22 protein-coding genes and 1 tRNA gene are annotated in these 22,075 nt (G+C 67.0%); 5 read left to right on the top strand and 18 right to left on the bottom strand.

Annotation, left to right across the window (positions count from 1 at the left end):
• Positions 1 to 4 precede the first annotated feature (4 nt).
• From ACQVDU_RS08855 to ACQVDU_RS08845, 3 genes are all read right to left on the bottom strand, one after another.
• The gene (locus tag ACQVDU_RS08855) at positions 5 to 427 is read right to left on the bottom strand and encodes an organic hydroperoxide resistance protein (RefSeq protein WP_292707794.1); all 423 of its coding nucleotides are present in this window, start codon (positions 425 to 427) and stop codon (positions 5 to 7) included.
• Positions 428 to 508: 81 nt separating this feature from the next.
• Positions 509 to 928 carry a MarR family winged helix-turn-helix transcriptional regulator gene (locus tag ACQVDU_RS08850; RefSeq protein ID WP_292707837.1) on the bottom strand — a complete coding sequence of 140 codons (420 nt, stop codon included), beginning with the start codon at positions 926 to 928 and terminating at the stop codon, positions 509 to 511.
• A gap of 97 nt (positions 929 to 1,025) precedes the next feature.
• On the bottom strand, positions 1,026 to 2,864 hold the full coding sequence (locus ACQVDU_RS08845; protein WP_443476907.1) for a DUF2207 domain-containing protein: 1,839 nt from the start codon (positions 2,862 to 2,864) through the stop codon (positions 1,026 to 1,028).
• A 43-nt stretch (positions 2,865 to 2,907) separates the two neighbouring features.
• Here ACQVDU_RS08845 and ACQVDU_RS08840 point away from each other — a divergent pair, with 43 nt between their 5' ends.
• Positions 2,908 to 3,351, top strand: coding sequence for a MarR family winged helix-turn-helix transcriptional regulator (locus tag ACQVDU_RS08840; protein ID WP_443476906.1), 444 nt, complete (start codon positions 2,908 to 2,910; stop codon positions 3,349 to 3,351).
• A 28-nt stretch (positions 3,352 to 3,379) separates the two neighbouring features.
• Here the strand turns inward: ACQVDU_RS08840 and ACQVDU_RS08835 are convergent, their stop codons facing one another.
• From ACQVDU_RS08835 to ACQVDU_RS08820, 4 genes are all read right to left on the bottom strand, one after another.
• Positions 3,380 to 4,411: a DUF2804 domain-containing protein gene (locus tag ACQVDU_RS08835; RefSeq protein WP_443476905.1), complete on the bottom strand. Its 1,032-nt coding sequence runs from the start codon at positions 4,409 to 4,411 to the stop codon at positions 3,380 to 3,382.
• Positions 4,412 to 4,511: 100 nt separating this feature from the next.
• Entirely contained in the window at positions 4,512 to 4,973 is a 462-nt protein-coding gene (locus tag ACQVDU_RS08830; RefSeq protein ID WP_443476904.1) for an Hsp20/alpha crystallin family protein, read from the bottom strand.
• A gap of 159 nt (positions 4,974 to 5,132) precedes the next feature.
• Positions 5,133 to 6,299, bottom strand: coding sequence for an acyl-CoA dehydrogenase family protein (locus ACQVDU_RS08825; protein ID WP_443476933.1), 1,167 nt, complete (start codon positions 6,297 to 6,299; stop codon positions 5,133 to 5,135).
• Positions 6,292 to 7,488, bottom strand: a complete 1,197-nt coding sequence (locus tag ACQVDU_RS08820; RefSeq protein ID WP_443476903.1) for a CaiB/BaiF CoA transferase family protein — start codon at positions 7,486 to 7,488, stop codon at positions 6,292 to 6,294. The genes ACQVDU_RS08825 and ACQVDU_RS08820 overlap by 8 nt, the downstream gene beginning before the upstream one ends.
• Positions 7,489 to 7,577: 89 nt before the next feature.
• Here ACQVDU_RS08820 and ACQVDU_RS08815 point away from each other — a divergent pair, with 89 nt between their 5' ends.
• A complete protein-coding gene (locus ACQVDU_RS08815; protein WP_443476902.1) occupies positions 7,578 to 8,570 on the top strand; it encodes a formylglycine-generating enzyme family protein in 993 nt (330 codons plus the stop codon).
• A gap of 58 nt (positions 8,571 to 8,628) precedes the next feature.
• Here the strand turns inward: ACQVDU_RS08815 and ACQVDU_RS08810 are convergent.
• From ACQVDU_RS08810 to ACQVDU_RS08765, 10 genes are all read right to left on the bottom strand, one after another.
• A tRNA-Arg gene (locus ACQVDU_RS08810) sits at positions 8,629 to 8,701 on the bottom strand.
• Between the two features lie 88 nt (positions 8,702 to 8,789).
• Positions 8,790 to 9,410 (bottom strand): asparagine synthase, encoded by a 621-nt coding sequence (locus ACQVDU_RS08805; RefSeq protein WP_443476901.1) that lies wholly within the window; start codon positions 9,408 to 9,410, stop codon positions 8,790 to 8,792.
• A gap of 85 nt (positions 9,411 to 9,495) precedes the next feature.
• The gene (locus tag ACQVDU_RS08800) at positions 9,496 to 9,873 is read right to left on the bottom strand and encodes a DUF5684 domain-containing protein (RefSeq protein ID WP_443476900.1); all 378 of its coding nucleotides are present in this window, start codon (positions 9,871 to 9,873) and stop codon (positions 9,496 to 9,498) included.
• Positions 9,874 to 9,917: 44 nt separating this feature from the next.
• Positions 9,918 to 10,880: an aldose 1-epimerase family protein gene (locus tag ACQVDU_RS08795; RefSeq protein WP_300590700.1), complete on the bottom strand. Its 963-nt coding sequence runs from the start codon at positions 10,878 to 10,880 to the stop codon at positions 9,918 to 9,920.
• Between the two features lie 35 nt (positions 10,881 to 10,915).
• Positions 10,916 to 12,418, bottom strand: coding sequence for an L-arabinose isomerase (araA, locus tag ACQVDU_RS08790; RefSeq protein ID WP_443476899.1), 1,503 nt, complete (start codon positions 12,416 to 12,418; stop codon positions 10,916 to 10,918).
• A gap of 30 nt (positions 12,419 to 12,448) precedes the next feature.
• Positions 12,449 to 14,059: a xylulokinase gene (locus ACQVDU_RS08785; RefSeq protein WP_443476898.1), complete on the bottom strand. Its 1,611-nt coding sequence runs from the start codon at positions 14,057 to 14,059 to the stop codon at positions 12,449 to 12,451.
• A complete protein-coding gene (locus ACQVDU_RS08780; protein ID WP_443476897.1) occupies positions 14,056 to 14,778 on the bottom strand; it encodes an L-ribulose-5-phosphate 4-epimerase in 723 nt (240 codons plus the stop codon). Before ACQVDU_RS08780 ends, ACQVDU_RS08785 begins: the two co-directional genes overlap by 4 nt.
• Positions 14,779 to 14,904: 126 nt before the next feature.
• On the bottom strand, positions 14,905 to 15,897 hold the full coding sequence (locus tag ACQVDU_RS08775) for a LacI family DNA-binding transcriptional regulator (RefSeq protein WP_228178441.1): 993 nt from the start codon (positions 15,895 to 15,897) through the stop codon (positions 14,905 to 14,907).
• Between the two features lie 51 nt (positions 15,898 to 15,948).
• Positions 15,949 to 16,167 carry a hypothetical protein gene (locus tag ACQVDU_RS08770; protein ID WP_443476896.1) on the bottom strand — a complete coding sequence of 73 codons (219 nt, stop codon included), beginning with the start codon at positions 16,165 to 16,167 and terminating at the stop codon, positions 15,949 to 15,951.
• Between the two features lie 77 nt (positions 16,168 to 16,244).
• On the bottom strand, positions 16,245 to 18,113 hold the full coding sequence (locus tag ACQVDU_RS08765; RefSeq protein ID WP_443476895.1) for an ABC transporter ATP-binding protein: 1,869 nt from the start codon (positions 18,111 to 18,113) through the stop codon (positions 16,245 to 16,247).
• A 108-nt stretch (positions 18,114 to 18,221) separates the two neighbouring features.
• Here ACQVDU_RS08765 and dacB point away from each other — a divergent pair, with 108 nt between their 5' ends.
• Positions 18,222 to 19,784, top strand: coding sequence for a D-alanyl-D-alanine carboxypeptidase/D-alanyl-D-alanine endopeptidase (gene dacB, locus ACQVDU_RS08760; RefSeq protein WP_443476894.1), 1,563 nt, complete (start codon positions 18,222 to 18,224; stop codon positions 19,782 to 19,784).
• A gap of 4 nt (positions 19,785 to 19,788) precedes the next feature.
• Here dacB and ACQVDU_RS08755 read toward each other — a convergent pair whose 3' ends face one another.
• The gene (locus tag ACQVDU_RS08755; RefSeq protein ID WP_443476893.1) at positions 19,789 to 20,523 is read right to left on the bottom strand and encodes a PhzF family phenazine biosynthesis protein; all 735 of its coding nucleotides are present in this window, start codon (positions 20,521 to 20,523) and stop codon (positions 19,789 to 19,791) included.
• 90 nt (positions 20,524 to 20,613) lie between these two features.
• Between ACQVDU_RS08755 and ACQVDU_RS08750 the strand changes: the two genes are divergently transcribed.
• Together ACQVDU_RS08750 and ACQVDU_RS08745 are read left to right on the top strand one after the other, a co-directional pair.
• Positions 20,614 to 21,237, top strand: a complete 624-nt coding sequence (locus ACQVDU_RS08750) for an FMN-dependent NADH-azoreductase (RefSeq protein WP_341578678.1) — start codon at positions 20,614 to 20,616, stop codon at positions 21,235 to 21,237.
• Positions 21,238 to 21,512: 275 nt separating this feature from the next.
• Positions 21,513 to 22,052: an NADPH-dependent FMN reductase gene (locus tag ACQVDU_RS08745; protein WP_292727593.1), complete on the top strand. Its 540-nt coding sequence runs from the start codon at positions 21,513 to 21,515 to the stop codon at positions 22,050 to 22,052.
• The last annotated feature ends 23 nt before the right edge of the window (positions 22,053 to 22,075 follow it).

Here is a 22,075-nt window from a genome sequence, read left to right as displayed (position 1 = left end):
GAGGTCAGTCCTCGACGACGCGGACGATGACCTCGATGTTGCCTCGGGTCGCGTTGGAGTAGGGGCAGACGAGGTGTGCGGCGTCAGCCAGCGCCTGCGCCTGATCGGCCGCAACGTCCGGGATGACGACCTCGAGCTCGACAGCCAGGCCGAACCCGCCGTCACCGTTGGGTCCGATACCCACGCGGGCACCGACGCTGGTGTCGTGGAGCTGCACCTTCTCGCGGCGCGCGACACTCAACAGCGCGCTGTGGAAACAGGCGGCGTACCCCGCGGCGAACAGCAGCTCGGGGTTGAGCGCGCCGCCCGCGCCACCCATCTCTTTCGGCACGCGCACGTCGGCATCCAGCAAACCGTCGATCGTCGCCACGTGACCGTTGCGGCCGTCGCCGGTGGCCAGGGCTTCAGCGGTGTACAGGGTTTCCATGGGGTTCTCCTTCTGTATGGGGATTCGTGGCTGCTCGCGGGCACGCGTGATCGCAATCACCCCGGCGGCGAGTCGGAAGCGTCAGACGTGCGAAGCGCTGCCGGCCTGGATGCTGGCTGTGTATGCCCGCACCTCCGATGCCAGGGACTGCGCCATGTCGAGAGGTATGCCCATGCACCGGGCGATCTCGCCGGGCACGTGGGCGAGCTCTTCCCGAAGGGCTGCGCCGCGATCGGTGAGCCGAATCGTCACGACGCGAGCATCCTCGGTGGAGCGGGCACGCACAACGAATCCAAGGGCCTCCAGGCGGCTCAGGAGCGGCGAGAGCGTGCCGGAGTCCAGAATCAAATCGTCGCCGAGCTCCGTGACGGTACGCGGCTCCCGCTCCCAGAGCTCTACGAGCACGAGGTATTGCGGGTAGGTCAGTCCCCACGGCTTGAGGGTGCGGCGATAGGCCTGTGTCGTGGCGCGATGTGCCGCGTAGAGCGAGAAGCACAGCATCCGGTCGAGGGCGCGCTCTGGGACCTCTTCTTTCGCGATCACAGAAAAAGCATTGCACACAATTTAGTTGTGCACAACTTAATTCGGATGCCGCACCCTAGACCCCGCCACCGCCACCACCACCGCCACCACCACCGGCGCTTCCGCCACCGCTGGAGCCGCCCGAGGTGGACGACGTCGTCGTGGTCGACAGGGTCGAGATCCCCGAAGAGAAGGCAGCAGCGTTGAATCCCGCCGTGCCGACATACCAGCCGGGAACGCCGGTCTGGTCGTAGAGCACGGCGAGGTGCTCGGCCCATTCCTCTTCCTGGCCGAACACCACGGCGTAGGGCAGCAGCGTCTCGTAGATCCGCAGCATCTGGCGGGGGTTCGCGGGATCCACACGCGCACCGCTGTCGTCGAGCGCGATCCGCTCGGCGCCCTGCGGCGACTGCAGCATTCGGATCCGGTCGGCCTCAGCCCACTCGATGAACACCTGCAGGCCCTTCAGGTGATCACGAGTCTCGGCGCCGGCGGCGGTGAGCGGCTTCCGAGACACCAGGCCAGCGACCACGAAGAACATCACGAAAGCCACGATCATCAGGAGCACAGGGATGGTGGCATCGACGAAGGCTCCGAGCGCCTGGAACCCGAGCGCGATCGTCAGAATGCCCAACACGATGGCCCCGAGCGTCGGCCAGAACCGTAGGCCGCTGGGAACACGGCGTCGAAGCCCGCGCGTGTCGAGTTCTCGCTCCGCCGCCTTGATGATGCGGCGCGCGGCCGACGAGAGTCGTGTGTCGCTCGACCCGAACTCGTACTCGTCTCCGGGCGCCATGGTGGGGAACAGCCCCTGCAGCAGCAGGAGTCCGTCACCGTCGGCGCGGGCCGGATCCATCAGCACCGCCTTGAGCTTCAGGCCACCGAAGAGCTTGCGGCCGGCTTCCTCGATCCGGATGCTGCCGACCACCGCCTGCTCGAGCACCTCGGCGGGGATCGCCTTCGTCGTCTTGCCGAGCAGTACCGCGCTCTCAAGCGCATCGATCCGCGGCGGCGGCGCGTACTCGGCGATGATCGTCGGCCGGCCGGGCTCGTCGCGCAGCATCCTGACCCGGAACACGATCGCCCACACGAGCGACCCGATGACGCCGAGAAAGGCGAGAGCCTGCAGCCACCCGAACGGCGAGGCGAGGTAGGAGCTGTCGAACGACGTGAAGGTGTCGGGGTGAAAGGCGACGGAGATCGTCATCGTCTCGTACGAGTGCAGGTCAGTGGCGGATGCCGTGACTGTCACCCCGCCGTCGGCATCCGTCGTCGAGGCGATCGAGCACTGGTCGGTAGCGCCTGCAGCACCGACGTAGCAGGACTGCGCCCCCGTGAGGGCGGCGGCAAGTTCGGTCGGAACGTGCAGCGTCGCCGAGACCGACCCAAAGGGCTGAACCCAGTCGACACCGTTGACGTTCCAGTACAGCTCATCCACCCCGGTGTCATCGAAGAAGCGGGCGACGTTGTCGAGCGTGTACGTGAAGACGTAGGTCTGCGCACCGTGGACGTAATCGTCAGCGCGCGAGGTCATCACGTAAGCGCCGTCCTCGCTCACGACCTCGGCAGGCCTCGGGTTCCCGTCGGCGTCGGTGATCGACACGAGCTGGGTGTGCAGCGGTGCGCCCAGGTACGAGTCGGGCAGGATGCGGCGCATCCCCCGGTTCTGGTCGTACTCGGGGAAGATCGCGACGAACGTCTCGACGACGGTCATCGTGCTGGTGCCGTCTTCGGCGCGGCCGAGCGTGTAGTCGGCATCCAGGCTCTCGAAAACGAAGTCGTCGACGTCGGTGGACACCGCCGCGGCTTCATCACCGAACGACACACTCACCGAGCACGCGACGATCGCGACCAGCGCGATGGCGAGCGTCGCGACGGCGCCGACGGTCCGGTGCAACAGGATCCGGGCTGACATGAGATCAGCCTAGGGGCGCCGCCGTGGTCGTACTCTGGTGTGCATGACGGACCGGCGGCTGGCGATCGACGCGTGGGAGAGCCTGTTTCGCGCACAACACGAAGTGCTCGCCGAGATCAGCGGCGACTTCGTGGTCGGCGAACTGACGCAGGGCGAGTACGACGTCCTGCTCACCGTCACCCGGGCGCCCGGGATGTCGGCACGCCTGCGGGATGTGACGTCCAACATGCTGATCAGCCAGCCGAGCGTCTCGCGGCTCGTCGACCGCATGGTCGCCTCGGGGCTGCTGACAAAGTGCTCAGATCCTGACGATGGCCGCGGGGCAGTGGTCACCGCAACAGATCGGGGCGCGAGCCTGTTCCGCAAGGTAGCCTCGGCCCACGGCAGGGCCATCGCAGAACGGATGTCGACCCTGAGCGACATCGAACTCGAGCAGCTCCGCACGCTGACCGCCAAGCTCCGTCAGTCGCGCCCATCAGACTGCTGACGCCAGCATCCGGGCCCGAGTTGGTCTGCTACCACCGGTTGTGGACGTGCTCGGCCCATCCCTCGATGCCCTCGAACGGGATGACCTCGCCGTTCGCCGTCGTGAAGGTTCCTGACCACACGCCGAAGCACTGGTCGGTCGCCGCCGCAATGATGCCGAGGTTCGTTCGCGCAACACGGTCATAGAAGGGGACGAATCGCGCGTCCAGACCGCCGCCGCACACCGACCACGGGCTCAGAAAGTCTGCCTGGTCGTAGTCCCACGTCACGTCGTCGTGGATCTTGTGCATCCGTCCATCGACGAAGAACGCGTTCTCGGTGGCGCCGGTGCCGTCGGTCCACTTTCCGCCGACCTGGATCCCGATCACGCTGCCCCGGTAGCGGCCAGACCCCGCACCCCAGTTCCAGGTGATGTCGTAGGGCCATCGCCCGCGACCGTGGTCGAGCACCGCCCACGACTCCCCCGCCGGCAGGTCGTAGACCTCGCCGTCGATGGCGATCGTGCCGGTCGCGCAACGCGCGACATCCTTGACCGTGTACTGAAATCGACGGTCGGTCCACGGCACAACGACGGCGAGACTCTCGTTTCCGGCGGGCTTGTCGGCGAAAACAGCGACGGACGCGCGGGGGACCTCGACGCGCATCCGGACGCCGCCTGTCTCCTCGGTGATCTCGATCCGAAGATCCTTGGCGCGTGCCGTAACGGGTCCCTGTCCCAGCGACCCGGGCAGGCTCACGCCGCGTGCGGGGACGACAGTGGCCGCGCGATGGACGGCCTCGTTCGACTCACGATCGAACACCCAGACCTCGTGCACCGCGGCGTAGTCGATGGACGACACCGTGACGCCCACGATGAACCGCGGCGTCATGATGTTCCAGTACTCCCACCGCTTGTTGCGCCCCCAGGACCGTCGCGGCCCGATCCCGTCAGTCCGGATGAGTGGGGAGCGTGCCCAGCCGACCGCGGCGGGGTTCAGGCGCCCATCGGGAAGGGTGAGTTCGACCGGAGCCGTGATCTCACTGCGAGAGTCTTGTCTGGAAAAACGAGTCGTCGTCGACACGCACTCCAGCCTAGAGGCGGGGGACTATTCATCCCGCCGCACGCGCGAGCACGCAGAAGCCCCCGGTCCGTTGTCGGGCCGGGGGCTTCTGGAGAGTAGGTCAGGCGCTGGCGCCGGCCTCCTGGATCTCGCTGTGGGACTCGTCGACCGTGATCGTCGCCGGAGCCTCGGTTGCGATGTCGATCTTGCGCGGCTTGGCCTTGGGGCTCACCGGAATCGTGACCGTCAGCACGCCGTGCGCGTAGCTGGCAGCGATGCCCTCGGTGTCGACGCCCTGGCCGAGGCTCAGCTGGCGCAGGAAGCTGCCGGCCTCACGCTCACGCGTGATCCACTTGACGCCCTCCTGCGAGGTGAGCGTGCGCTCGGCGCGGATCGTGAGCAGCTGGCCGTCGACATCCACGTCGACCGAACCGGGGTCGATCCCCGGAAGGTCGGCGGAGAGCACGTAGTGGTCGCCGTCACGGTAGAGGTCCATCGGCATCTGACGCGGTCCGCGGCGGTTGCCGTCGAAGAGTGCGTTCGCGAATCGCTCCATCTCGCGGAGCGGGTCATAGGTTGCCATCTCGTCTCCTTTATGAGCGGGGTCGGATTCGGCATCCGACCGAGTTCTAGAAGTTGAGTCACCTCGACTCAACTGAGTTCAGATTAGCACTCTCGACATGCGAGTGCCAGCTGTCTGAGCGCGCAAATGACTCGCTCTCGGCGAACAGGATCCCTGCGCTCAGCGGAAGGCGGGGATGCCGGTGATCGCCTGGCCGAGGACGAGCGTGTGCATCTCGACAGTGCCCTCGTACGTCAGAACCGACTCGAGGTTCGCGGCGTGCCGGATGACGGGGTACTCGAGTGAGATCCCGTTTGCGCCAAGGATCGTGCGGGCGGTGCGGCAGATCTCCAGCGCCTCCCGCACATTGTTGAGTTTGCCGAGGCTCACCTGCTGCGGGGTCAGCGTGCCGGCATCCTTGCGACGCGCGAGGTGGAGCGCGAGCAGCAGTCCCTTCTCATACTCGACGACGGCGTCGACGAGTTTCTGCTGCGTGAGCTGAAACGCCGCGATCGGTTTGCCGAACTGCATCCGCTCCCCCGCGTAGGTGAGCGCGGCGATCAGCGCCGACCGCGCGGCACCGAGCGCGCCCCAGGTGATGCCGTATCGCGCCTCGTTGAGGCAGCTGAGCGGACCGCGAAGCCCGACCACCTCGGGGAGCACGGCATCCGCGGGCAGGCGCACCGCGTCGAGCACGAGTTCCGAGGTCACGGATGCCCGAAGCGACAGCTTGTGGTGGATCTGGGGAGCCGAGAATCCCGCCGAGTCCGTCGGAACGACAAACCCCCGGATGCCACCATCGGTGTTCGCCCAGACGATCGCGACATCGGCGACCGACCCGTTCGTGATCCACATCTTGCGGCCCTCGAGCACCCAGTCCTCGCCATCGCGGCGAGCTCGCGTTCGCATGCTCGCGGGGTCGGAGCCGGCATCCGGTTCGGTCAGACCGAAGCATCCGATCAGGTCACCGGCAGCCATACCGGGAAGCCAGCGCTGCTTGTGTTCCTCACTCCCCCAGCGCCAGATCGCGTACATCGCCAGCGACCCCTGCACCGACACGAGCGAACGGATGCCGGAATCGGCGGCTTCGAGCTCGAGGCATGCCAGGCCATACTCGGTGGCCGACATTCCGGCACACCCGTACCCCTCGAGGTGCATGCCGAGTACCCCCAGCTGCCCGAGGTCGTTCGCGAGCCCGCGCAGATCGTCGATCTCGCCGCGCTCGAACCAGTCCGCCACGAACGGGCTCACGCGCCGTTCGACGAACGCGCGCACGGCGTCGCGGGTTGCGCGCTCGTCGTCGCTGAGCAGAGCATCGATGCCGGCGATGTCGATCACGTCATCCATGGTTGCCACGGGCTTCTCCTTCGGGCAGGTCACTCGCGTGACCGATCGGATCGGGGTCGGCGGCAAGCCACCGGCGAATCTCGTCGCCGTGCTCGTCGAGCCGCGGCGGGCGCACGTACCGGCCGATCGGCGTCCGCTCGAACCGCAGCGGAGACCTGATCTGATCCGTGCCGCCAGCGACCGGAACTCGGGGCTCGAGACCGAGCCGTTCTGCCAGGGCGAAGCCGTCGGCGACGCTGCCGATCGTGCCCGCCGGCACACCGGCATCCATCAGACGCGCCGCCCACGACGACGCGGTGTCGCTGTGCAGCCGAGCTTCGAGGGCTGCCGCCAGCTCATCCCGGTGGGCGACGCGCTGCGCATTCGTGACGAAGCGGGGATCAGCCGCAAGGTCCGGGGCACCGACGATCTCGCACAGCCTCGCGAACTGCGCGTCGTTTCCCACGGCGAGCGCAAGCACTCCCTCGCCAGTGTCGAGCGCCTCGTACGGCGCGATCGATGGATGCCGATTGCCGAGCGAGCGCGGGGAGCTGCCGGTCGCAAGAAACCCCGAGCCTTGGTTCACGAGCGCTGCCAGCAGACTCGAGAGGAGCGCGACCTCGACGTGTTGCCCGAGCCCGCTGCGGGCACGTTCGTGAAGGGCGGCGAGGATGGCGACAGTGGCGTCCTTCGCCGTCAGCACATCGACGATAGCGACACCGACCTTGGATGGGGAGCCTGGCGGGCCCGTGATGTCCATGAGCCCACCCACAGCCTGAACGAGGAAGTCGTATCCCGCGTCGCGGGCACCGGCCTGACTCCCGAACCCCGTGATCGAGGCATAGACGACGGCGGGGTTGAGCGCACGCACACTCTCGTAGCCGAGCCCGAACCGGTCGAGAGTGTCGGGCAGAAAGTTCTCGATGACGACATCGGCACGCGACACGAGTCGGCGTGCAAGATCGAGATCGGCGGGGTCAGTGAAGTCGAGCGCGATGGAGCGCTTTCCCCGATTTGCCGACTCGAAGTACGACGAGGAGTTGCCTGTCCATGGCGGACCCCACTGCCGAGTGACGTCGCCCGATGCGGCGCGCTCCACCTTGATCACGTCGGCACCGAGGTCGGCGAGCGTGGATGCCGCCAGCGGACCTGCGAGCACGCGACTGAGGTCGGCGACGACGACACCGTCCAGGGGCATCGGACCAGGCATCCGCTTCCTCGCTCTTCCCGGTGAGAGTGAGACAACCCTATCGAGCGTGCGCGTCTGCTTGCCGCAGTAGCCTGCTGGAGGAGGATCGTATGGACACCGACTCAGAACCCGCGGGCGGATGTGGACCCGAGTGCGCGTGCGGCGCACCGGGACGATCGCAGTTCCTGACCCTCGGCACGGCACCGGTCACCGCCTCCGCGATCCCCTCCGCCTCGGGTACGCGTCACCGCATCCCCCAGGCGCAGATCCCCACGGGCAGCTTCGTGATGGGCGATTCGTCGGGCGACGCCAATCTCGGCGATGGTGAGACCCCGCGCCACGAGGTCTCGATCAGCGCGTTCGAGATCGACACGACGAGCGTCACGAACGACGATTTCGCGCGATTCGTCGATGACACCGGCTATCTCACGGAGGCCGAAACCTTCGGGTTCTCCGCCGTCTTCCACCTGGCGCTGCAGGCTCCCGAGAGCGACATCATGGGGCAGCCCACCGCAACCCCCTGGTGGTTCGGAGTTCGTGGGGCCGACTGGCGGCATCCGGGCGGCGCGAATTCGTCGGTCGACGAGCTCGGCGATCACCCCGTCGTCCACGTCTCCTGGAACGACGCGATGGCATACTGCGCGTGGGCGGGGAGGCGTCTACCCACCGAAGCGGAGTGGGAGTATGCGGCCCGCGGCGGCCTCGACGGGAAGAAGTACCCGTGGGGTGATGAGGAGCCGGAAGCCGATGGCATGTGGCGCGTCAATATCTGGCAGGGTCCGTTCCCCCGCGTCAACACGCTCGACGACGGCTTCCTCACGACGGCCCCGGTGCGCACCTTTGAGCCGAACGGCTACGGCCTGTGGCAGCCCGTCGGCAACGTCTGGGAGTGGTGTGCGGATTGGTTCGATCCCGGCTACTACGCACGCTCGACGGACGCCGATCCCCGCGGCCCCGAAAACGGCAGCTCCCGCATCCTTCGCGGCGGCAGCTACCTCTGTCACACCTCGTACTGCAACCGGTACCGCAACTCCGCGCGGTCGCAGAACACCCCCGACTCGTCTATGGGCAACGCTGACTTTCGCACGGTGAGCGCGCGCTGAAACGAAAAGGTCCCCGAGCCACAGGGCTCAGGGACCTCATCACTGTCTCAACACAGTGCGCGCCCGGAGGGACTCGAACCCCCAACCTTCTGATCCGTAGTCAGATGCTCTATCCATTGAGCTACGGGCGCATGGTCCGCGCGTTTCTGCGAGCAAACCAGCGTCCAGATTACCCCACGAGTGCCCCGCACGGCGAATCGTCGGCGGCTTCGCCGCGGTTCACTCGCCCTCGGGGCTCCCACCATCGGGAACCGGACCGGAGTCGTCGACATCGATCATGGGTGCAGACCCCTGTGAGGTGCTCAGTCGGCGCTGGTGAGAGGAGAGGCGAGGCAGGTCGATGAGCCTGATCGATTGCATGCGTGCAGCACGCATCGACGCATAATCGGGGTCGAGATCCGGCCGCATCGCCTCGACGATCAGGCGTCGCTCAAGGTTTGATTCGACATCGCCCCACGCGGCATCGCGTGCCTGCTCGATCAGCTGCTCGAGTGCCGCGTCGTCGGTTGCCCGCTCACGGAGTTGCTTGGCGACCCCCGTGTACTGTCGGGCGCGCCGCCTCAGATTCCGGGAGTCACGCCCACGATAATCGTGAGTCCCGCTCGGATCTGACTGTTTCCCCCACGCACGGCGCCAGTCGGCGCGGGCACGGTCGGCAGCCGCGGACTGCTCGTCGGCGAGCGCTTCGAGCGTTTGTCGCGCGAACGGCTTCACCGCGTCGACCGAGAAGGTGCTGTCGTTGCGAATCGCGTCGACGAGAATCCGGTTGCGGATGCTCAGGCGCGCCGCCGCGATGGCGATGATGACGCCCTCGGCGATCGCATCGGCCGTCCTGCCCATCCGCAACCTCCTGCGTAGAGGGTATCGGGGCATGAGAGCGGGCGCCGACCTATGGCCGGCGCCCGCGAAGGTGGTGGGATCTGACTCAGGCGCGCTTGGTGTAGCTAGCCTCGCCGAAACCGAGGATCAGGTACCCGATGAACGGGAAGAGGAACAGCAGGAAGAACGAGAAGGCGCCTCCCTTGCCGAACCTCTCTCCGACCTTGATGGCCACGATGATCGCGAGCACCAGGTTGGCGATGGGCACGAAGTACAGCAGACCGAGCCAGGCTGAGTATCCGGCGATCTTCACGAGGATGAACATGTTCACGATCGGTATGATCGCCAGGATGCCGGGCCACCCCGCCTTCGAGAAGACTCGCCACAGAGCGATGGCGACCACGACGTAGATGGCAAGACCGATGAGCGACGTCGTCCACAGGGTGGACACACTGGCCTGGTCGGTGATGGAAGTTGCGAGCATGGCCACAGCCTAGAGCGAAAGCGGCCTGCGCTTCCAGCTAACTCTCAGGAAAGCGCAGCGATCCGCCACGACGCCTTGTGAGCATCACCCGGAGCGATCACAGCGAGCCCCGTGTCGAACGGGTAGCTCTCATCGTTGAAGGCGTCGGGGGCGCATGTCATCGGTTCGACGGCGAGACCCGCTCGGTGCCCGGGAGCCTCTGGTCCGCCGGGCTGGTCGGCCGTGTGGATCTGAACCCAGGGGCACCGCGAGTCCCACGTGATCGACGTGCCCTCACCCTGAGCATCGGTCACCCGGACTGTCACGAGTCCGTCGCGGTCGCGCACGAGATCCGTGTAGGCGTGGTCGATCATGACAGCACCGAGAGTCCGCGGTTCACGGAAATCGAAGCGTTCGGCATCCGCAGTCACCGACTGGAGTCCGACCGGAGAGAGCCGGTCGGGGGTGACCGTGAGCACCTGGGACGCCGGAAGCGTGAAGATCCAGTCATCCAGGGTCCCCGGGGCGAGAAGATACGGATGCGGACCCGTGCCCCACGGCGCGAAGTCGCGGCTCAGATTGGTCGCCTTCACCCGCTGAGTGAGACCGTCCACCCCGATCGCGAACGTCGTCTCGACACGGATCCGCCAGGGATACCCCTGCTGCGGTTCGATCGTGGCTCCGAGGGTCACCCAGCTCTCCGCCGTCTCGACGGGCGCGAAGTCCAGCCAGGATGCGAGGCCGTGGAGGGCCTGGCCGCGCCCCGGTTCGGTGAGAGCCACCTCGTACGAACGGCCCCGGAACACGTAGCGACCGTCCACGATGCGGTTGGGCCAGGGCGCAAGCGTGGCACCGCGGAAGGACGGTCGGACGATGTCGGGCTCGAACGGTACGACAAGATCGCGGCCACGGTAGGTGAGGCTTCGAAGGGTCGCGCCGACGCTTGCGATCGTGGACTCGTAGTCGCCAGCGGTGATCGTGTACTGCGTTCCGGATGCCGGGATCACGGCCACGGACTCATCATTCATATCGCCAGTCTGCCTGACCGCGGATGCAGGGTGAGTCACAGACCCTGCGCCAGGCGGTAGTAGGCCTGGTTCCAGCGGACCTCTTTCTGGAAGCCACGGACCGTGGTGTCTTCATCGATCACGAGCAGCTCGGTCTCGGCGAGTTCGGCGAAGTCGCGGAAGACCTCGATGCCGACGGCTGTCGACATGACGGTGTGGTGAGCCGCCCCCGCCGTCAGCCAGCAGGCCGCGGACGTCGCGAAGTCAGGCGCCGGCTTCCAGATCGCCCGCCCGACGGGGAGCTTGGGAAGGTCGGGCGCTGCAACGTTTTCGACGACATTGGCAACGAGGCGGAACCGGTCGCGCATGTCGCTCATCGCCACGACGACGGCGGGGCCAGGGTCGGCGGTAAAGACCAGGCGGACCGGGTCATCCTTGCCGCCGATGCCGAGCGGATGGATCTCGAGAGTCGCCTTGGCGCTGGAGAGGGTGGGCGCGACCTCAAGCATGTGAGCGCCGAGGATCTTCTCGTCACCGGGGACGAGGTCGTAGGTGTAGTCCTCCATGAGGCTCGCACCGCCGGGCAGTCCCTCACCCATGACGTTCGCGACGTGCACGAGGATCGCAGTCTTCCAGTCGCCCTCGGCACCGAACCCGTACCCCTCGGCCATGAGGCGCTGCACGGCAAGGCCGGGCAGTTGCTTGAGCGCGCCGAGGTCTTCGAAGCTCGTCGTGAAGGCACCGAACCCGCCGGCCTCCAGGAACGAGCGCAGCCCGACCTCGATCGCTGCTCCGTCACGCAGCGACTGGTGGCGCTCTCCCCCGCGACGCAGCTCAGGAACGATCTCGTACAGCTCTTCGTACTCGTCGATGAGGGCATCGATCTGCGCGTCGGATGCCGCAGCAACGGCATCCGCGAGCTCGTTGACGCCCCACGTGTTGACCTGCACCCCGAAGCGAATCTCGGCCTCGGTCTTGTCGCCCTCGGTCACGGCGACGTAGCGCATGTTGTCACCGAAGCGGGCGAGCTTCAGGGAGCGCATCGCGGCAAGGCCCGCAGCGGCGCGCTGCCACGTCTCGATCTGGTCGCGCACTGCCGGGTTCGAGACGTGCCCGACGACGATCTTGCGGGGAACACCCAGGCGGGTCTGGATGTACCCGAACTCCCGATCGCCGTGGGCTGCCTGGTTGAGGTTCATGAAGTCGAAGTCGATCTCGCTCCACGGCAGCTCGACGTTGGCCTGCGTGTGCAGGTGCAACAGCGGCTTCTGCAGCGCATCAAGCCCGCCGATCCACATCTTGGCGGGGCTGAAGGTGTGCATCCACGCGATGATCCCGATGACCTCGTCACGGGCGTTCACCTCGAGGGCGAGGCGGCGGATGCTGTCGGCATCCTTCAGCACGGGCTTCCAGACGACCCGGATGGGCAGCTCGGACAGCCCGGCGGCCACGGTCTGGGACTGCTCGGCGACCTGGCGGAGTGTCTCTTCGCCGTAGAGGTTCTGGCTGCCGGTGACGAACCAGACCTCGCGGGTCGCGAACGTGTTGAGAGAAGTCATGAGGATCCTTCTTCGATGAGGGGTGGGGAGCTAGAGGGCGGTCACGGCTGCACGCTCGGCGGCAAGGCCCGCGCGGTATCGGTCGATGTAGGAGGTGTAGCCGACCACCTCAGCGGGGTCGGGAACAACCGTGGCGAACTCGGCATCAGCAAAAGCGACGGCATCGAGGTACGCCGCAAGCGATGCGTCAGTGGCACCCGCGTGGCGGGCCGCGGTGTACGCGGCAAGAACCGCAATGCCCCAGGCTCCGCCTTCGGAAGCGTGCCGCTCGACCGACACAGCGGTATCGAGCGCGGCGGCGAGCACCCGCTGGGCGACACCGGCGGTGCGGAAGATGCCGCCGTGCGCGAGCATCCGGTCGACCTCGACGCCCTCGTCATCGAGCACCTGCATCCCGAGGCTCAGCGTCGCGAACACTCCCGCCAGCTGCGAGCGCAGGAAGTTCGCCAGCGTGAGCTGGCTGTCGGGGGTGCGGATGACCAAGGGTCGGCCCTCGTCGAGGCCCGCAATGGGCTCGCCGGAGAGGTGGTTGTACGAGAGGATGCCCCCGGCATCCGGTGCGGCGGTGAGCGCCTCGGTGAACAGGGCCTCGTACACCGAGTCGGGCGGCAGCGGGGAGCCGATGAGGTCCGCGAAGCGCTGGAAGACACCCACCCACGCGGCAAGCTCCGAGGCGCCGTTGTTGCAGTGCACCATCGCGACGGGGTCACCGGCGGGAGTCGTGACGATATCGAGCTCGTCGTGCGCGGCCGACAGCGGACGCTCGAGGACGATCATCGCGAAGATGCTCGTGCCCGCGCTGACGTTTCCGGTGCGGGGGGCGACGGCGTTGGTCGCGACCATGCCGGTACCCGCATCACCCTCGGGTGGGCAGAACACCGCGCCGGGCCGCAGCGCCCCGGTCGGGTCCAGCAGTGCGGCACCCTCGGCGGTGAGCTCCCCCGCCTCGGCGCCGGCCGGCAGGACGGTCGGGAGCACCTCGAGGAGGCGACGCGGCGCGGCGTCGCCGGCTAGGGCATCGAAGCACGACACGAGGTCAGCGTCATAGCTGCCGGTGGCCGGATCAATGGGGAACATGCCCGACGCGTCGCCGACACCGAGCACACGGCGGCCGGTCAGAGCGGTGTGGACGTAGCCGGCGAGCGTCGTGAGATGGTCGATGGCGCCGACGTGTGGCTCGGCATCCAGCATCGCCTGCCGATAGTGGGCGATCGACCAGCGAAGCGGGATGTTCACACCGAACAGGGCGCTGAGCTCGCTCGCTGCAGCACCCGTGTTGGTGTTGCGCCAGGTGCGGAACGGCACGAGCACCTGGTCCTGGGCGTCGAAGGCCAGGTACCCGTGCATCATGGCCGAGATGCCGATGCTCGCGAGGGACTCGATCACAATCCCGTAGGCGTGCTTAACCCGGATGCCGAGCGCCGCGTACGCAGCCTGGATGCCCGCCCACACCTCATCGAGGGGGTAGGTCCACACCCGATCGACGTAACTGTTCTCCCACTCGTGGCTGCCGATCGCGAGCACCCGTCCACGCTCGTCGACGAGGCAGGCTTTGATGCGGGTCGAGCCGAGCTCGATCCCCAGGCTCGCTCGCCCGGCGGCGATCGCTTCGCGGCCTTCTTCCGTATTCAGGGCGCTCATCGACGGTCGTCCGTCGACTGGCCGTACACGTTCTGGTAGCGGTTGTAGAGGCTGTCGATCGCCTCCTGCGGAATCGGAATCACCGGCCCCGCCTGCTTCGCGATGTGCACGGTGCGGGCGACATCTTCGAGCATGACGGCGGCCTTCACAGCATCCTTCGCGCTCGACCCGATCGTGAAGGGTCCGTGGTTTTGCATGAGGACCCCGCGTGAGCGGTGACCACGCAGTGTCTCGACGATGCCGCGGCCGATCGAGTCGTCGCCGATGATCGCGAACGGGCCGATCGGGATCGGCCCGCCGAACTCATCGGCCATCGCCGTGACGACGCACGGGATCTCTTCTCCGCGCGCTGCCCACGCGACGGCGTACGTCGAGTGGGTGTGAACGACCCCGCCGACCTCGGGCATGTGGCGGTACACGTAGGCGTGAGCGGCGGTGTCGCTCGAGGGCGAGCGTTCGCTTCCCACACTGCCGGGAACGACGTTGCCGTCGAGGTCGCAGAGAATCATGTTCTCGGGGGCCAGATCGTCGTACGAGACACCCGAGGGCTTGATGACGAACAGGTCAGCGCCCGGAACGCGACCCGAGACGTTCCCGCCGGTCCAGACGATCAGTCCGTAGCGCACGAGTTCGGAGTGCAGGGACGCGACATCGGCACGGACCCTTGCGATCGCCTCACTCACGGCGCTGTCGAAATGGGCACTGTCGATTTCGGTCATCGATGAATCCTTCCGAGACACCCTCGTCGTCGCGCTTGTCTGCACCGACCGGGCACGCCTGAATGTTACCGGTAACACTTCGGATCCGCCAGCGCTCACCCCTCGAAGCCCTTCTGGGCGGTGATATCAGGCAGTCGAGGCTGCGCTCGAGGAGCGGACGATGAGCTGAGCGGGCGCCGACGGCAGAGAAACACCGCCCACGACAGCGGCGACGCAGCGACGCGCATCTCCGAGGACATCGACGCGAACTGTCGTGAGTGCCGGCGCATAGAACTCCGCATCCGGGTTGTCATCGAAGCCGACGACCGCGAGATCTTCGGGAACCCGCACGCCCCTCGCGGCGAGGCCCGCCATGAGTCCCAACGCCATCTGATCGTTCGCGGCAAGGACCGCGGTCACCTCGCCCGCCCGCGCCGCCGCGGCGACCTCCGGCGCTCGGACCGCCCCGGATCGAGCCGACCAGTCACCGCGCCATTGACGGGCAACGGAGAGGCCCGCCGCATCGAGCGCGTCAGAGGCGCCTTGCGCACGGGCTGTCTCTTCGAGCCAGTCGACCGGTCCTCCCAGCCGCCCTATACGTCGGTGGCCCAGCTCGGTGAGATGCGCCGCGGCCAGAGCCGCACCCTCGCGTTGCGCCCTCGCGCCGGCGTCGGCGTGCAGCGCGGCGATCGGGACACCCAGTCCCCGCTCGCGCAGCGCCGAGACCATGCGCTCGTGCGGGGCGACGAGCACGAGCCCGTCGATGCCCTGAGCGAGGACATGGGCGATCGCTCTGTCGATCGCTTCCGGGTCACCGGCATCGGCATAGGCAGTGGCTATCCACAACCCGGCCTCGCGGGCGGCTTCGGCGAGCGCGGCGATTCCCACCGTGGGGCCGTAGAGGGTGGCATCCGTGGCGATGACACCGATGGTGCGGGTGGATGCCGTACCGAGCGCCCGCGCGGCGTTGTTGACACGGTAGTCGAGGGTGCGCATGGCCTCGACGACGCGCGCCCGTGTCTCGGGGCGGATGTTGGGGTAGTCGTTGATCACCCGCGACACCGTCTGGGTCGACACCCCCGCAAGCCGAGCGACCTCGCGTACCCCGGCGGGGCGCGTCGGGCGGGTGGCATCGCTCATGGAGCCTCAGCGTAGTGCCGCACCGACTCGGCTATGACGCGAGTGCAGTGTTCAGAGTGCGTCGATGCGCGCCTTCAGTTGCGCCACGATCTCGGGGTCGACCTGGCCTCCGGCGAAGGTCAGCACCGTGTTCACCGGCATCCCCTTGGCCATTCCAACCATGGGATGGGTCGGAAGCTCGGGTACCAGCTCGTCGATAATCGCCCGGGCCTCCGGGTCGTCGAGCAGCTGTCCGAGCGTGGTCATGTTCAGATCGAACTTGCCAGCCATCGTTGTTCCTCCATCGGCGAGACGCGCATCCGAACGCGCCCTCTCAGCTTCCCAGCGCGTCAGAGCGGCGGCAACCGTCAGATCGCCGAGAGGGCGCTCTCCTGCTGGTGGGCGACCAGTCTGGCGTACGCTCCCCCGGCCGCGAGAAGTTCGGCGTGCGTACCGCTCTCGACGATGCGGCCGGATTCCACGACATGGATGACGTCGGCACTGACAATCGTGGAGATGCGATGCGCGATCGTCAGGGTCGTGCGGCCTTGCGCTGCAGCATCGAGAGCCTGTTGCACCGTGCGCTCCGAGACCGTGTCGAGGGCACTGGTCGCCTCATCCAGCAGCAGCACCGGTGGATTCTTCAGCAACACCCGCGCGATGGCTATCCGTTGCTTCTCACCACCCGACAGGCGGTAGCCGCGCTCACCCACGATCGTGTCGTACCCGTCCGGGAACGACTCGATGACGTGGTGGATATGCGCGCCACGGCATGCTTGTTCGATCTCGTCGGCCGAGGCATCCGGCTTCGCGTAGAGGAGGTTGTCGCGAATGGATGCGTGGAACAGGTACGTCTCTTGCGAAACGATCCCGATACCCTCGAGGAGGGACGCGCGGCGGAGATCGCGGACGTCGGCACCGGCGAAGAGCACGGCGCCCGACGAGGCCTCGTACATCCGCGGCGCAAGATAGAGGATCGTCGTCTTGCCGGCTCCGCTGGAACCGACGAACGCGATGTGCTGACCGGGCTCGGCGACGAACGAGACGCCCCGGAGGGTCGCAGCATCCTCTCCCGCCCCGGGGTAGCGGAACGACACATCGCGGAACTCGATCCGACCGACCGGTCCCGGGGCATCGGCGACGTCGACCGCATCCGGCGAGTCGACGATCGCGGGTGTCAGATCCAGGTACTCGAAGATGCGGGCGAACAGCGCCATCGAGGTTTGCACGTCGAGAGCAACCCTCATGAGTGCCATGAGCGGGAAGAGCAGTCGCCCCTGGACCGCGGTGAAGGCCACGATCGCACCAGCGGTGATGTCGACACCACCCGTGATGAATACTCCGGCAAGCAGGTAGATGATGGCCGGTACCGCAGACATGATGACGCCCACGACCGCGAAGAAGCCCTGGCCACTCATGGCCTGCCGGATCTGCAGCGACACCTGACGGCTGGTCTCTTCGGCGTAGCGACCTGTCTCGTAATCCGAGCGGTTGAACGAACTCGTGAGCATGATGCCCGACACCGAGAGCGACTCCTGGGTCATGGCGGTGAGGGTCGACAGGGACTCCTGGGCCTGCGCGGCGATCCGGGCACGCACTTGCCCGACGCGGCGCTGGATCACCACGAGCACCGGAAGCATGACGATCGCCACGAGGGTCAGCCGCCAGTCGATGATGACCATCGCCACGAGCGACGCGACAACGGTGACGCTGTTGCCGAGGATCGAGGTGAACGTGTTGGTGAGCACGCTCGCGACCCCGCCCACGTCGTTCTGGAGGCGGGACTGGATCACTCCCGTCTTCGTGCGTGTGAAGAACGCGAGCTCCATCGACTGGAGGTGCCGAAAGAGCCGAACCCGCAGATCACCGGTGACACGGTTACCCACTGACGAGGTCAGCCACGTCTGGAGCACGTTCAGTCCCGCGGATGCCACGAACAGCCCGATCATCAGCGCGACGAGTTCGATCAGAAGCGGGATGTCCGGGGACCCGGATGCCGGGAACAGGGCGAGGTCGAAGACCTGCTCGACCAACAGCGCGGGCACGACGCCGAGCGCCGCGCTCAGGACGACGAGAACCGCGGTGACCGCGAGCCGCCCACGGTACGGCGAGAACAGCGCGACGATGCGGCGCCCGAGGTGAGGGATGTGGGGCGCCTCCGCGTTCCGCTCACGCTGCGTCCGTTCGTCGGCCCCTCGAGTGAGCCCCCCGCCGAAGCCTCCGCGCACCATGCTCATCCGCGCTCTCCCGTCCGACGTTTTCCATGTCTTAGTACATGTAAATCGTACCTTCCCCGCACGGCCTGCGGGCCGAGGCACAGAGGGCGCCTCACTAGACTCCGTCCCATGCTCCGCCGCACCCGACGACCGGTGACCATTGCAGCGATCATCGCTGCGTCAGCGGGATTGATCTCGTGCACCGCCGCCCCGCCCGGTCCGCCCACTGATGTGCCACCCACGATCGCGGCCATCATGGACCAGCCCACCTACGAGGGCGGCCGCTGGGGGATGTCGGTGATCGACATCGACAGCGGCGAGACCCTCATCGCCGTCAACCCCGACGAGCAGTTCCTCACCGGGTCCACGGCGAAGATCCTCTCTGTCACCGCAGCCCTCGACCTGCTCGGCGCGGATGCGACGTTCACGACCCCGGTCGTCGCCGTCGGCGAGGTCTCGAACGGCACCCTCGAGGGAGATCTCATTCTGCGCGGCTCGGGAGACCTCACCCTCGGCGGTCGAACGATGCCCGATGGCACCCTCGATGTGCCGATCTTCGACCACTACGACGCGAACGTCCTCCCGGGCCTGGCGACGCTCACTCCCGAGGATCCGCTGACCGGCCTCGATGATCTCGCACATCAGGTCGCCGCATCCGGAATCCACACGGTGGGCGGGGACGTCCTCGTCGACGACAGGCTCTGGGATCCCGTCGTCCTGGACGGCGTACCGATTTCACCGATCGTGGTCAACGACAACCTGGTGGACATCGTCATCACCCCCGGCGCGGCGGTCGGCGACCCCACGACCGCGAGCTGGCGGCCGCAGAGCTCGGCGTACACCGTCGAGAATCTGGTTAGCACAGCGGATGCCGACAGCGGGTTCGACGTCACGATCACCGAGCAAGGCGGCATCCTCACCGTCACCGGAACGATCCCTCTGGGCGCCGAACCGGTGGTGCAGACCTATCAGGTCCCTGATCCGGCAGCGTGGGCCCGCATCCTGTTCATCGAGGCGCTCGAGCGCGCGGGCGTCACCGTCACGGCGGACCCGCGGACGCCGAGCTCGAGCGAGCTGCCGCCGGTGGCGGACCTCGACGGCGCGATCCCGGTCGCCACGTTCACCTCCCCGCCGTTCTCGGAGACCGCCCGGCTGATCAACAAGGTCAGCCACAACCTCGGCGCCAATCAACTGCCGCTGCTGCTGGCGGCGCAGGCGGGTGAGCGAACCCTCGACGCCGGGCTGGCGAGACAGATGAGCGTGCTCGAAGCGGCGGGACTCGGGCCCGACGACGTCGTGATCACCGATGGTCAAGGGCTGCCGGGGAACCGCATCACTCCGGCAGCGATGACCTCCTACCTGGTGTCGCTGACGGACGCCCCGTACTTCGAGACCTTCCTCGAATCCACACCGATCCTCGGGGTGGACGGGTCCCTGGCAACCGTGCTGCCCGACGGTGACCCCGCGATCGGTTCTGCCCACGCGAAGACCGGCACGCTCGTCGGTCCGGGAACCGACACCCCCTACGTGCTCGAGACGAAGGCGCTCGCCGGATTTCTGGATGCCGCATCCGGCCGGCGTCTCGCCTTCGCGGTGTTCGTCAATGACGTACCGATCACCGAGGTGCAAGCGGTCATCCAGGCCAACACCGATCTGGGCGCGATCGCGTCTGAACTGTTCCAGTTGTACTGAAAGCTCACGCCAGCTCGACGTCGCGCCCCGGCGTCGTACGGCCGCCGATCTCGACCTCCCGGCCGAGGTTCCGGCGGTGCGTGACCAGCCTCGACCCTGCTCCCTGCTCGATCTGCAGATCTCGGCCAAGTGCGGCGGTCAGCCGGATCGCTGCTGACCCGGTCGCCTCATCGGTGCGGATCCCGAGGCCCGGCGCGAACATCCGCGTGCGCGCGCGCCCGGCTTCCTCGTCGAGCCAGGCCCAGACGTAGTGCATACCCTCGGTGTAGGCATCCGGATCGACGGCATCGACCTCACCAGGGGAGTCGAGTCGTTCGAGTTCGAACTCCGGGGCCCAATCGACGTCGGCACTGATCCACGTGAGGTCGCCGTCGGCACGGACCCGGGCCGAGCCCGCCGGCACGACGACGTGCCGGATGTCGTCGCCTGCCGCGCGCAGCCAGGCTGCCAGTCCCACCGTGGGATGCCCGGCAAAGCGCAGCTCCTGCTTCGGGGTGAAGATCCGCGCCCGAACAGTGCGCCCGTCCACCTCGTCGATGAACACCGTCTCGCTGAATCCGAGGTCAGCGGCGATGTCCTGCTCATGCCCGCGAGTGGCGGTCGACGCCCACACGATTCCGAGCGGATTGCCGTGCTCGCCGGCTTCATCGACGAAGACGTTCACGACAGTTGCCAGGATGCCCATGACTGGCCAGTCTTGCACGGGATGCAGCGGGCGGTCAGCCCCGTCGGCCGCCACAGTGAGGGTCTTTGGTCCCTGCCGCCGACGGTCGGATCCGGCGCACAGTTGAGGGGTCGGACATTCCGACACGATGAAGAAGGGGACCTCGTGTCCAAGCTGCTGGTTATCCGCGCCCACCCTCTGACCTCAGAGAACTCGAAGTCGATGCGACTCACGGATGCGTTCCTCAAGACGTACGTCGAGACGCACCCCGACGACGACGTCATCGACCAGAACCTGTACAACATCGCGATCCCCGAGATCGATCTGGATCTGTTCAGCGCATGGGGGAAGCTGCGCGAAGGCATGCCGTTCGTCCGCCTCCACGAGGCCGAGCAGAGCAAGCTCACCCTCTTTGAGGGCTACACGACCCAGTTCCTCAACATGGACAAGATCGTGATCGCCAACCCGCTGTGGAACCTCCAGGTACCCACCCGACTGAAGGCGTGGATCGACTGCATCTGTGTGGCGGGCAAGACCTTCCGCTACAACGAACAGGGCGAGGCGGTCGGCCTCGTGCACGGCAAGAAGGCGCTGCACATCCAGGCCGCCGGCGGAGTGTTCAACTCCCAGGATCCCGCGAGCCAGTACCTGCGCACGATGCTCGGATTCATCGGCATCGACGACTACACGGAGATCGCCGCCGAGGGCATGGACCACGACCCGGCGCGCTCGGATGAGATCATGGCCGCCGCGTTCGCGAAGGTCGAGGAAGCTGCCGCGACCTTCTGAGGTGATCAGGCTCACTCCGACGGGGGGCCGGTTCTCCCGGACGCCGTGACGTGGTTCGGGGCATCCCAGGATCGGCTCACCCGAGCGCTCTGAGGCGCGGTTTACGCGACCGAAACACGAGCGTGTGCACAATGGACGTGCAGCGTAAGCCGTTGCGGGCGCACTGGGCCACAAGACCCCGGGGCGTGTGGAGATGTCGTTCGCTCCACGTCCCTCTCGCGGTGTGGTGCGGCGACTCATCCCTTCCTGTTCATCGGTATGGAAGTGAGAGAGTCATGTCACTCAAAGTCGCGGTTGTCGTCGGCAACCCGAAGCCGGCATCGCGCACCCGCAAGATCGCCGAGCTCCTGGTCGAGAAGCTTCTCGACCAGGGAACCTACGAGGCCCAGGTGATCGACCTGGCCGACTACACGAACGAGATCTTCGCCTGGCCGTCGGAGGTCATGGGGTCGCTGAACGCCGTGGTCGCCGACAGCGACCTCGCGATCTTCGCGTCACCGACCTACAAGGCCACCTACACGGGGCTGCTGAAAGCCTTCCTCGACAGGTATCCGGCCAACGGGCTCGCCGGTGTCACCGCGATCCCGGTTCACACGGGCGCCGACTTCACCCACTCGATGGGACCGACCTTCACGCTGTCTCCCCTCCTGGTGGAACTCGGGGCGACAGTGCCCGGACGGGGCTTCTACTTGGCTCTGAGCCAGTTGGAGCGGGTCGACGAGGTCCTTGACGCGGCGGTCGCCGAGTATGCCACCAACATCCGACAGGTCGCGTCCCTGGCCGGCGCCCTCCGCGCCGGCGTCCCGGCATCCTGAACCGACGGCGAAAGAGAAAGCGA

The organism is Microbacterium sp. F2 (assembly GCF_052274505.1).
Classification (GTDB): domain Bacteria; phylum Actinomycetota; class Actinomycetes; order Actinomycetales; family Microbacteriaceae; genus Microbacterium.
Note: the sequence above shows the minus strand (reverse complement) of the source record. Positions and strands in the feature narration are given on the sequence as shown.